8 protein-coding genes are annotated in these 11,842 nt (G+C 42.9%); 6 read left to right on the top strand and 2 right to left on the bottom strand.

Translation table 11 applies throughout. From position 1 onward, the window contains the following. Window positions 1-56 precede the first annotated feature (56 nt). From OMHG_RS02455 to ptsG, 4 genes are all read left to right on the top strand, one after another. Window positions 57-791: a glycosyltransferase domain-containing protein gene (locus tag OMHG_RS02455; RefSeq protein WP_010648024.1), complete on the top strand. Its 735-nt coding sequence runs from the start codon at window positions 57-59 to the stop codon at window positions 789-791. 252 nt (window positions 792-1,043) lie between these two features. Continuing rightward, window positions 1,044-2,465 (top strand): sugar porter family MFS transporter, encoded by a 1,422-nt coding sequence (locus OMHG_RS02450; RefSeq protein WP_010648022.1) that lies wholly within the window; start codon window positions 1,044-1,046, stop codon window positions 2,463-2,465. A 226-nt stretch (window positions 2,466-2,691) separates the two neighbouring features. Then, window positions 2,692-3,540: a glucose PTS transporter transcription antiterminator GlcT gene (gene glcT / locus OMHG_RS02445; protein ID WP_010648021.1), complete on the top strand. Its 849-nt coding sequence runs from the start codon at window positions 2,692-2,694 to the stop codon at window positions 3,538-3,540. A gap of 177 nt (window positions 3,541-3,717) precedes the next feature. After that, window positions 3,718-5,778: a glucose-specific PTS transporter subunit IIBC gene (gene ptsG / locus OMHG_RS02440; protein ID WP_010648019.1), complete on the top strand. Its 2,061-nt coding sequence runs from the start codon at window positions 3,718-3,720 to the stop codon at window positions 5,776-5,778. 135 nt (window positions 5,779-5,913) lie between these two features. On the opposite strand, the gene OMHG_RS02435 is transcribed toward ptsG, so the two are convergent. Continuing rightward, window positions 5,914-7,701: a cation:proton antiporter gene (locus OMHG_RS02435; protein WP_010648017.1), complete on the bottom strand. Its 1,788-nt coding sequence runs from the start codon at window positions 7,699-7,701 to the stop codon at window positions 5,914-5,916. A gap of 198 nt (window positions 7,702-7,899) precedes the next feature. Between OMHG_RS02435 and OMHG_RS02430 the strand changes: the two genes are divergently transcribed. Both OMHG_RS02430 and OMHG_RS02425 read left to right on the top strand, forming a co-directional pair. Then, on the top strand, window positions 7,900-9,327 hold the full coding sequence (locus tag OMHG_RS02430; RefSeq protein ID WP_010648015.1) for a methyl-accepting chemotaxis protein: 1,428 nt from the start codon (window positions 7,900-7,902) through the stop codon (window positions 9,325-9,327). Between the two features lie 128 nt (window positions 9,328-9,455). Next, a complete protein-coding gene (locus OMHG_RS02425) occupies window positions 9,456-9,989 on the top strand; it encodes a hypothetical protein (RefSeq protein ID WP_147628994.1) in 534 nt (177 codons plus the stop codon). A 318-nt stretch (window positions 9,990-10,307) separates the two neighbouring features. Here the strand turns inward: OMHG_RS02425 and OMHG_RS02420 are convergent, their stop codons facing one another. After that, window positions 10,308-11,753 (bottom strand): dipeptidase, encoded by a 1,446-nt coding sequence (locus OMHG_RS02420; RefSeq protein ID WP_010648011.1) that lies wholly within the window; start codon window positions 11,751-11,753, stop codon window positions 10,308-10,310. Window positions 11,754-11,842 lie beyond the last annotated feature (89 nt).

Here is an 11,842-nt window from a genome sequence, read left to right as displayed (position 1 = left end):
AGCTGCGGCAATCAAGCCGGCAGTCTAATATATCATTCGTGAAAGGATGAGGAAGTATGAAAAAAGATGTCGTGATCTATACAGCCATTTCAAAGGGATATGATGATTTAAAAATACCATATAGTGTTTCAGACAGATGTGATTACGTTTGTTTTACCGATGATCCATCGCTCCATGGCGGACCGTGGGATGTCAGACCTTTTCCGAATGAGGATCAGGGACTGGATCAAATAAGAAAATGCAGACAGGTGAAAATACAGCCGCATGTCTTTTTGCCGGAGTATCAATACAGCATTTGGGTGGATGGGAATATCGAGATTACGGCAGATATTGATGAATTAATTGAAAAGCATTTCGATCAGCCGGGTCCAGGATTTCTTTCATTTGATCATCCATGGAGAGACTGCATCTATGTGGAGGCAGAAGGTGTCATTGAAAATAAGAAAGGGATTGAAATCGGGTATGGTGACAGAAGAGTACGGGATCAAATGGCAAAATACCGTGCTGAAGGCATGCCGGAAAAGAATGGCTTAATTGAAAGTAATGTTATTATGCGAAAACATACGCCGGAAGTAAAGAAAGTAATGGATCAATGGTGGCAGGAAGTCAAAACACACAGCCGCAGGGATCAGTTAAGCTTTAATTACGTGGCATGGAAAAATAATTTCAGCTATGGCCATCTGGAGGGCTGCAGCAGATGGAATACAAATAAATATTTTGAAATCAAATATGAACATTCCGCTGCACCTACTACAGCTAATGACACAACCTTTGCCGAGGAGCAGTTTTAGCAAAGACATGTCAGAACAATTTAGGAAATAGCATTATCAGTATGAAAAGATGTGATGGGTTCTCTGCCCTTCACGTCTAATATCTTTTTAGTTTCAGGAATTAAATTAGTACAGCAGAAAGAGGCATAGGTTATTTCATCTCTGGAACACATAAGGGTTAGCTTAAATATTGGACAGGCTGTTGCTTATTCTTTAATAAATGCAATATAGGAATGAACCATTATTAAGAAAAAACTAATGAGGTGAAGGAAAATGGAAGAGCGAATATCTGATGTGAACAGTGAGGATCAGCCTGCTGAGAAGAGGGCAAGAAAAAAGCTTCGATTGATTGCATCTGTTTCTACCTTTGGCGGGCTGCTCTTTGGTTATGATACGGGTGTTATCAATGGGGCATTGCCTTTTATGGCACAGCCGGATCAATTGAATTTAAATGCAACTACACAGGGGATTGTAACGAGTTCCCTGATTTTTGGTGCCGCTTTTGGTGCCATTTTTGGTGGACAGCTTTCCGACAGGCTAGGCCGTAAAAAGGTTATCATGTATCTGGCCGTTCTCTTTTTTATCGCAACTTTGGGCTGTGCCTTTGCGCCCGATGTTCCAATCATGGTTACTGCCAGAATTTTACTTGGTCTAGCAGTCGGGGGAGCATCTGTCATTGTACCGAGCTTCCTGGCTGAAATGTCGCCAACTGAGAAACGCGGCCGAATGGTAACACAAAATGAATTGATGATTGTCAGTGGCCAATTGCTTGCCTATGTATCCAATGCGATTCTTGGTGCAACGGTTGGAGCTCAGGATGCAAATGTTTGGCGTTATATGATTTTAATTGCAACCATTCCGGCAGTCCTGCTATGGTTTGGAATGCTGTTAGTGCCTCAAAGTCCACGCTGGCTTATCACGCAAGGAAGGTATAAAGAAGCATTGGATGTTATGAAACAGATTCGCTTTGGCAATCGGGCAGAAAAAGAAGTGGTAGAGATTCGAACGGCGCTGAAAGCAGAAAAGCAAATTGATCGCGCCTCCATAAAAGATCTGGCTATACCGTGGATACGGCGACTGGTTCTTCTGGGAATTGGTATAGGGATTGTCCAGCAAATAACTGGGGTCAACTCGATCATGTATTATGGAACAGAAATATTGCGAACAGCTGGATTCGGGACCGAAGCAGCATTGGTCGCCAATATTGCCAATGGTGTCATTTCCGTTCTGGCAACATTTGTCGGAATCTGGCTGCTTGGAAAAGTAGGACGCCGGCCAATGCTAATAACCGGTTTAATAGGAACAGCCTCTGCGCTGCTATTGATTGGTATATGCTCATTTTTATTTGAAGGTACTGCCATTTTACCGTACCTGGTCATTACATTGACGGTAACATTCCTCGCTTTCCAGCAGGGGGCGATATCACCGGTGACATGGCTGATGCTTGCAGAGATTTTCCCGTTGAAACTACGTGGGATCGGCATGGGTGTCAGTGTGTTCTGCCTCTGGATAACAAACTTTCTGATTAGTTTCTTGTTCCCAATATTACTTAGTGGAATCGGATTATCATCGACGTTCTTCCTGTTCTCCTTTATCGGATTGTTCGCAATTCTATTCGTGGTCAAATTTCTTCCGGAAACAAAAGGAATCTCGCTGGAAGCACTCGAACTCAAATTCAGACAATACGGGAACTAAATTAAAATTGAAGTGACACCCCCAATAAGGTGCCTGTCACTTCCCGAAATTTGTCGAATAATATTTGCCGCCCCCCCAGCTGTCCCCACTGCCCGGCTGCCTTCACCCGGCAGCCGCAAGCTGTGGTGCCTGCCACTCCCCGAAATTTGTCGATAGGGAGGGCGGGGTTTTTTATTGCTGTTATCGATGGTATAATATTCCCATAAGGTATGAGGGGATGGGAAGCATGAACTCTTTTTCGGTAACAAAAATACTGAATAACAATGTGCTCATTGCTGCGGACCTCCAAGGAAATGAAGTTGTGCTTATTGGAAAAGGTCTCGGTTTTAACAGGAAAAAGAATGACACGATCGCAGAAGAAACTGTTGAGAAGCTATTCGTTCTCCGCAATGAGGATGAGCAGGAAAATTATAAAAAACTTCTGCAGGAAATAGATGATCATACATTAAATGCAATTGTCTCTGCTATTGAGATTATTAAAAATAGATCTAATTCGATGCTGAATGAAAATGTGCATGTTGCCTTGACAGACCATATCGTAATTGCGATAAGTCGCTTGCTGAAAGGCGGAGTTATACGAAATCCATTTTTAACCGAAACGAAAGCGCTTTACCCTGGAGAATATGAGATTGCGGCAGAAGTGGTCAATTATATCAATCAATCCTTGGATATTGATTTGCCTGAAGGGGAAATTGGATTTATCGCACTCCACGTCCATAGCGCAATCACAGATAAAACCATATCGGAAATCAATCGCTATTCTCAGCTTGTTACGACATTAATCCGGGTAATAGAGAAACAATTCCAGATTACGATAGATCCCAAAAGCATCGATTACATAAGGCTGATCCGTCATCTGCGTTATACCGTTGAACGAGTACAGAACGGTGAAAAACTGGAGGAACCAAAAAAAATCAGGGACCTATTGAAAAACGAATATCCAACATGTTATAATCTCTCGTGGAAACTTGTCAAAATCATGCAGCAGACATTGAAAAAGCAAGTTTATGATGCTGAGGCCGTCTATTTGACGATGCATTTGCAGCGTTTGACTGAAAAAGTAATCACACAATAAAAAATGAATAGCGTTGATATATTCTTACGTGTAACTGATTCGATTAGGCATGAGTAGGAACATGAAAATGTGATGGCAGGGTAAGCAAGTATGCTCTGTATCCTTTTTCGTTGTTTCTGCCATGCCTTTTTCATTTTTAAAATTGCTGCACTATCATTATAAAGGGAGAGAATGATTATGTTTAAAAAGACTTTTGGGGTACTGCAAAAAGTCGGCAAAGCATTGATGCTGCCAGTAGCGCTTTTACCTGCAGCAGGTCTTTTGCTAGGATTTGGAAACGCTGCCCAGCAAGAAACAATGATCGGTTATCTGCCATTTTTGCAAACGGACTGGATCCAGCTCATGGCAACGGTGATGGAAGATGCGGGCGGCATTATCTTTAACAACCTGCCGCTGATTTTCGCAGTCGGGGTTGCAATTGGCGTTGCCGCTGATGGTGCAGCTGGACTCGCAGCGCTGGTCGGATACCTTGTATTAAATCAGGTGATGGGATCCTGGATGGGAGTAACACCCGATCTGATTGCAGATGATCCAGGTTTTGCAAGTGTACTTGGCATTCCGACACTGCAGACAGGTGTGTTTGGAGGGATTATTGCTGGTTTGATTGCAGCATACAGTTTTAATAGATTCCATGATATCGAAATGCCATCATTCCTTGGCTTCTTTGCAGGAAAACGTTTTGTACCAATTGCTACAGCAGCATTTTCTTTTGCAGCAGGTCTATTGCTGATGATTGTATGGCCGCCAATACAGGAAGCAATGAACGCAGCTTCTTATTGGCTGATTGAAGAAGGAACCTATATTGCTGTATTTATGTTTGGTTTCATCAAACGTCTACTGATCCCGTTTGGATTGCATCATATTTTCCATGCGCCGTTCTGGTATGAGTTCGGGGTTTATACAAGTACTGCCGGAGAATTGGTTCGTGGTGATATGACGATTTTCTTCCAGCAATTAAAAGATGGAGTTGACATAACAACCGGGAATTTCATGGCGGGGGAATTTCCAATCATGATGTTTGGTCTGCCAGCAGCGGCACTTGCAATGTACCACACTGCACGGCCGGAAAAGAAAAAACTTGTTGCAGGTTTGCTCGGTTCAGCAGCACTGACATCTTTCCTGACAGGTATTACGGAACCACTCGAGTTTTCGTTCTTATTCGTATCACCGTTACTATTCTTTATTCACGCCATATTGGATGGTCTATCATTTGTCCTGATGACATTCCTTGGCGTCAATATCGGCTATACCTTCTCGGGTGGGGCGATCGACTTTCTGCTATTCGGGATTCTGCCGGGTAAAGAACCATGGTGGATTGCTATTGCAGTAGGTCTGGTATTCGCAGTTCTCTACTATTTCGTTTTCAGATATTTCATCAAGAAATTCAACCTGATGACACCGGGGCGTGAAGCAGATGAAGATGCTGATTCTGATTCGAAGGCTTTCGCTGGAAATCTTGCTTATAACGTACTTGAGGCGATGGGCGGAGAAGGGAATATTGCCCATCTGGATGCTTGCATCACCCGTTTGCGTGTTTCTGTAAATTCGATTAGCGATGTTGATAAGAACAAGCTGAAAAAATTGGGGGCGGCAGGGGTCTTGGAAGTGGGAGACAACATCCAGGCGATATTCGGACCGCGCTCTGAGATTATTAAAGGACAGATGCAGGACATTATCTCTGGTAAAAAACCTCGTCCAGCTGCAGAGATAGATCAGCAGTCGGATGCGGTAAGTCAGCAGATTGAAGAAGTAAACCCGAACGCATTGCAAAATGAAAAGATAGCTGAAGACATCGTATCACCTCTAAAAGGGGAAATTGTACTAATCACCGAGGTTCCCGACGAAGTATTTGCAGGGAAAATGATGGGAGATGGTTTTGCGATTATGCCTGCAGATGGACTTGTTGTCTCACCAGTTAACGGGAAAGTAATCAATGCCTTTCCAACGAAGCATGCTCTTGGTATCCAATCTGAAGGAGGGATAGAAATTATGATCCATGTTGGACTCGATACAGTTCATCTAAAAGGGGAAGGATTTGAATTACTGATTGAAGAGGGACAGGAAATCAAAGCGGGACAGCCTTTATTAAAAGCGGACCTGTCCTACATTGAAAAACACGCCAAATCAACCATCACGCCAATTGTCTTCACCAACCTGAGTGAAAGCGAAACAATCGTCATTAACAAACATGGCAATGTAGAATCTCAAGAAAAAGACATCATCGAAATTAACAGATAGGTGCCTGTCACTTCCCGAAATTTGTCGAATGGGGAAGGGTCGCTCTTTTGGCACTGGTATAGAACATACAGAGCGAATGAAAGAAGCTAGCACCCATCCGGAGCTAGCTTCTTTTAACATTAAAAGCAATCCTTCTTATTTTTTCAAAACAACGATCTGATCACCTTCATCTGCCAGAAATTTTCCGCGGAGTGTGATCATTTCAACGTTTCCATTCTTTTTCCGGATACAGAGCGGGACTCCATTCATTTCCATATCCTCTTTTTTAATGTCTGTCTTTGTTTGGACTTGAATGGTTTCAAGCTGATACCCTGTGTTAATTTTGCGGTTCAGTTCTTCAAAAACATCTTCCTCATTAAATAGCAAGTTTGATTTCAAGGATTCCGGCAAATGCTTGTAATCCACTCCACCCTCAGATCTGACCCGTAATGCGAAGGTGTCGTTATATCCAAATTCAGGCACATAGGATTGGCAGACAAGTGCGTTGTAAGAAGCATCGCCTGTCATTGCTAAAATTTTATTATAGGGTGTAAAGTCAATATCGAATTCTGCATGTTCTGCCAGGATTTCTCCGTGATAGATATCTATTCCATTTTGCCTCGCCTTCAATAAACGGGCGCTAGATGTATCGCTGACGAGTGCCGGAGTTCCCATCTCTTTTAAATGTTGGGAAAAGGCTATAGAAAAGCTGCTTGCGCCAACGATTAAAATCCCGGGCGCATCGTTATTTGCCAGTCCCGTTTTCTTCGCAAGTGGTCCCAATGAAAAACCATGGGCACACACTGTAATGAAGACAAGGGCAAATGTCAGCGCGGTGAGGATAGAAGCTTCCTCATAGCCTTCTTCCATTAGCATCGATGAAAAATATCCTGCAACGGTTAGTGCCACGATTCCCCGTGGTGCAATCCATCCAATCAGCGTTTTTTCCGCAAATGTCAATTCGGTTCCGATTGTAGATATCCAAATGGATAGCGGACGTACCAGGAACAGCATGATCAGAACAAAACTGATAATTGGCCAAGTGAATATATCGGTAAGGGTTTCTCTGGTTAGAGACGCGGTCAATAAAATAAAAACCGTAGAAGTCAAAATGACCGATATGTTTTCAACAAAATGCCCAATGCTGCCAATCGATGATACATGTTTTTTTATCCGGGCAACGGTAAGTCCCATGACCGTAACAGCAAGCATTCCCGTCTCATGCATGATCGCTTCAGCAATTGTAAAACTAAGCAGTACAAAGGAAAGGATAATTGCCGATTTAAGATATTCCGGAAATAGTCCTTTGCTTACCATAATGCTTACAACCAATCCAATAATATATCCCGCAATCGCTGCCAGTATTCCACCAAGGAAAAACTGGAATAAATCGAATAATGTCAGTGCATCACTGCTGATGACCTTAAAGATTTCATAAGAAAAAAGTGCAAGTAATGGGCCAATAGGGTCGACAATTATGCCCTCCCACTTTAAAATGGCGGATACTCTTGGTTTTAATTTTGCCTGTCTAAGAAGCGGGATAATGACTGTCGGTCCAGTCACAACGAATAAACCGCCGATCATGAAGGCAACCTCAATGCTAAGTCCAGCAAAGAAATGGGCAGCAAGCGATCCGCCAATCCAGGATATAAATACACCAATCGTGATAATCCGCATAACAGATTTGGAGACGCCTTTAATCTCGCGGACATCTAAGCTTGAGCTTCCTTCAAACAAAATCACTGCTACCGCAAGAGATATCAGCGGACTATAAATATTGCCAAGTGCCTGTTCGGGATTCACAAGCCCAAGAATCGGTCCAATCAGCAATCCGGCAACGGACATAATGACGATAGATGGCCATTGGATTCTCCAAGCAAGCCATTGGGAGAAAATCCCTAATATGATGACAATTACGATACTGAGCAACGCAATATCCCCCAAAACATTCTCCTCCATTCAGTAAATAAGAATATAAAAAGATTTTACCATTTTGTAGAAAGAAGTCTAATTTTAAGGTGCCTGTCACTTCCCGGTTTTTGTCCTATTTTGTCGAACAGATAATATTATAGAAATATTGCGACATCTTTTGCGCAGATATATTATAATGATTCTATAGACAAAATTCGAGGGGGCCTTCTATTGTTATTTACCAAATCTAAATCCATATCCATATCTCAAAAAATAGAAAATGGCAATCAGGATGCCGGAAATAAAGAGCAATATATTGATCGGCAGGTACAAGTTGCTGTCGATCAGTTAAAGGGCGTTGTGGAGCAAATGAAGAATGCAGCAGGAAAGCTTGACGAAACTTCTGTCTCCAGTAAGGAAAGCATGGACAAGTTAATGTCTCATAGTGAAAAGACGGTGTCCTATACGTCTCAGGTTTCAGAAAGGATGGAAGCAATCGAAGCTTCTGCCATTAACATTTCAGCATCATCGCAGGAAATCCTGTCCAATAGTCAAAATTCCCATGATGATTTAAGTATCTCCTTGAAGTCCCTTATCGAATTGCAAGAAAGATTTAATGAAATCAGTAAGAGCCATACACAGCTGCTTGAACAAATGAACCATTTAGTCCATCATTCTAAGAATATATTCGATGTCGTACACTTGATTGGAGCAATTTCCAAAAAGACAAGAATACTCGCATTGAATGCCTCCATAGAAGCGGCTCGGGCAGGAGAACATGGCAGGGGATTTTCCATTGTTGCGCATGAAGTCGGAGAATTAGCGAATCAAACTTCTAAAGCAGTTGAGGAAACGAGTCAGCATATCCAGCTTATACAGGAAGAGGTCAATGTATCGACCAACATGGTTGAAAGCGAAATGAGCCAAGTGGATGAAGGATCAAAGGAATTAGGGCATGTACTGGATTATATGCACACATTTGAAACGGACCTTAGTCATATCACGAAGCTGGTAACCAAATCAACATTATCAGTCGAAGGGCAATCAGAGAGTGTACAGGAAATAGCGGGGCTGCTGAACCAAATCTCACAAATGTCCATTCACAATAAGGACTATGCCTATCGGGTGACAGAGGATTTAGATGAGCAGCTTAGAAATGTGGAGCAGATCATTGGCATTAACCAGTCACTTACAACAACTTCAGATGAGCTGCAAAGCCTCATTAAAAAAGATCTCTCTGTAACGGGAATGGAACAATTTGACCGTGCTTTAATCGAAAAGATGAAGCATGATATGAAACGGTTGTTGGATGCAAAAAAATTAACAGCTATGGATCCGTCCATTCACAATGCTGTTCTGGACGAATTTTTACTAGCAAATCCGCAGCTGGAAGCAATCTGGTCAAATCAATTGGATGGTACGTTTGTTTATTCTAATCCCCCTGCTGCATTGGTTAATGCAAAAGCACGGCCATGGTTTATAGAGGCAGTAAATGGAAAGGTCTATGTATCGGAAATATATACTTCTGCACTAACAAAAAATTTATGTTTGACGCTATCCTTTCCGATTATAGAAGAGGGGATTACTGTTGGTGTTTTAGGAATCGACCTGACTCTCGGCCAAACAGACCAGCATGCCCAGCTTTTATTGAATGATTAAAAAGGAGAAGGAATTATTAAATTGATAGAATCATTGGCTTTATAAACAGAAATGGTGCTACGCAAAAGATAGAGTTACAGCAGAAGCTCAATCTTGATCACTATACACTCAATCAGACGATTGTTTCATTGAAGCAGCAGCAATTAATTATCGAGGTTGCCCCTAATCTGTTCGCTCTCACATCGAAGGCGAGACAGGAAATAATGGCTGAGAATCAATTGAAACAGCAGAGGCTGGCTGAGGAAACACGACAGAGAGAAGAAATCGCAGTTAGTCAGATTTCACAGCTGAACGAAAAGATCGCAAAGCTGGAAGAAAAGGTTCGCGTATTAAGCGGGGAACTGCGGACACGCGATGAGCAAATTAGAAATCTGCAAATTCATATGAAATCGGTAATGGGAAAAAACAGAAATCAGCATAAAGAAGACAGGAATCAGGATAAAAAAATCCGGCAGAATACAGTTAATCGGAGTACAGCCTATCCAGCAATGCCATTATCCGCTGAAGCTGCAATGTGGCTCGATATGGGAAGCAGGGAACATGAGCGGCAAATTGTGACAGGAGAACTGGAAACGTATGACCCGCGCCATGATCGCTCGAATATAGGATATATGGATGATGATGAGAGATATTTTCAGCGGCTAAGAGATGGTGAGGAGTGATAACGGAAGTGACAGCCGAGGCGCGGCCTGAGCTCCGGTTCAACCATGGCCGGGCTCTATCTGAGGCGCAATCCGGCACGAGCTCCAGCCCAGTTCCAGACAAGGCTCGACCTCAGTTTGCCGCAGCGACCAAGCTCTGTCCGAGGCGCGCCTGAGCTCCAGATCCAAGCCCAGCCATGGCCCGACTCTGTCCGTGGCCTGAACTGAGCTCCAGCTCCAACTCTAGTCCCGGCCTCCTGCTGTCACTTCCACTTCTCATTTTTCTCCAGCAATCTCGAGTAGTTACATATCGAAGCATTTAATCAATTTCTTACCGTATTAGCGGGTTTCTATATAAAATATTCTTGTCTCTCTATTGATTTCCCCTTTTTCTGTTGCCGCCTCAAATGTTACCACATGAAATTTTTCCTGCAGGGGCTCCTTCAACTGAATACTTGAGATGGATTTTTCCGAATCATATTGTGCATTGTAAGAAATGCCATCAACAATAATTCTAAGGCTGTCTGGATCAATTTTAGAACCGGATTCGGCATTGATAGCTGCTGAGAGCGAAGGTGTTTTACTGTCCACTTTTTCTCCCATCTCCAAATCGGGTTGGATTACCAGTTCATTGCCAGTCCCGCTATAGGGATTAACCTCTGCCGCCTGTTCAACGTCCATGAGCAGCCGGAGAGTGTTTTTGCCTAGTATTTTTTCTATATCCTCATTGGAATATCCCCTGTCAATCAGTTCATTTGTGATTTTTGGGAGATCCGTAACATCCTTGATATCGGCAGGCATACCAGAACCGTCAAAGTCAGAACCGAGAGCGACATGATCGACACCGATCAGGTTGACCGCATAGTCGATATGATCGACAACATCCTTTACATTGGCCTGTCCTGTCCCGGTTAAAAATTCCGGATAAAAGACAATTCCGACCACACCGCCGTTTTCGGCAAGGGCTTTCAGCTGCTCGTCGGATAGGTTGCGCTGATGATCATGCAGGGATTTGACACCAGAGTGTGTCGCCATGATAGGGGCTTCAGTAGTTTCGATGACATCCCAGAATGCAGACTCAGCCATGTGGGAAACATCAATAATCATCCCCAATTTATTCATTTCTGCAGCTACTTGTTCCCCAAGCTCTGTTAAGCCGCCGTGGGAAGGTGTTTTTGCAGGATCGTTGTATACCTCGTTTGCACCTTCGCTTAGTGCATTGGAATAATTCCAGTTGAATCCAACAGCTTTTACTCCGAGGTCATAATATTGATGCAGCAGTCCAATAGCGTTGGTCTCATCAAACGAGTATCCGCCTTCGATCGATGGAATGGCAGCAGTTTTCCCTTCACGGACTGTATTCAAAACATCCAGTGAGGTCGAGGCAATTTTAAAATTCTCTGTGTTGTTTTCTTCTGTCCAATAGAGAGCATGAAGCAATGCCAATGTTCGACTGATATTACGTGGTGTATTGCCGTAATAATCAGTAGTATAAGCGGCAAAAAATCCAGCATCCAATCCGCCTTTCTGAAGCTTCTCTATGTCGATGTGAAGGGAAGTGTCCTCACCAATATTAACCTCAGGCAGCCAGGTTTCTTGGTTAATGACATTCATCATCGTGTCGATATGACCATCAACCACAGTGGAGGCAAAATGGATATTATCCTGATTCTGCTCCTGCTGTTCAGCAGGCTTGAAAGTGTCTACTAGTTTTTCAATCTCGGGGACTGGATTCGATGTATTCAGCAATAAAGAAATAATGAACCAAAAAATGGTGATAGGCATTCCCGAATCTCCTTTAAATGTATAGTTGAATCAATTGTACTATTTTGGAAGGTGCCTGTCACTTCCCGAATTTTGTCGGATAATAGTAA

Origin of the sequence: Oceanobacillus massiliensis str. N'diop (genome assembly GCF_000285495.1) — a bacterium.
In the GTDB taxonomy this organism is placed as follows: Bacteria; Bacillota; Bacilli; order Bacillales; family Amphibacillaceae; genus Oceanobacillus; species Oceanobacillus massiliensis.
This window is presented reverse-complemented; position numbering and strand designations above follow the sequence as displayed.

What these genes read in the sequence shown, in the direction of transcription:
- OMHG_RS02455 (WP_010648024.1), top strand. Translation starts at nt 57, where the DNA reads ATGAAAAAAGATGTCGTGATCTATACAGCCATTTCAAAGGGATATGAT.
- OMHG_RS02450 (WP_010648022.1), top strand. Translation starts at nt 1,044, where the DNA reads ATGGAAGAGCGAATATCTGATGTGAACAGTGAGGATCAGCCTGCTGAG.
- glcT (WP_010648021.1), top strand. Translation starts at nt 2,692, where the DNA reads ATGAACTCTTTTTCGGTAACAAAAATACTGAATAACAATGTGCTCATT.
- ptsG (WP_010648019.1), top strand. Translation starts at nt 3,718, where the DNA reads ATGTTTAAAAAGACTTTTGGGGTACTGCAAAAAGTCGGCAAAGCATTG.
- OMHG_RS02420 (WP_010648011.1), bottom strand. Translation starts at nt 11,753, where the DNA reads ATGCCTATCACCATTTTTTGGTTCATTATTTCTTTATTGCTGAATACA.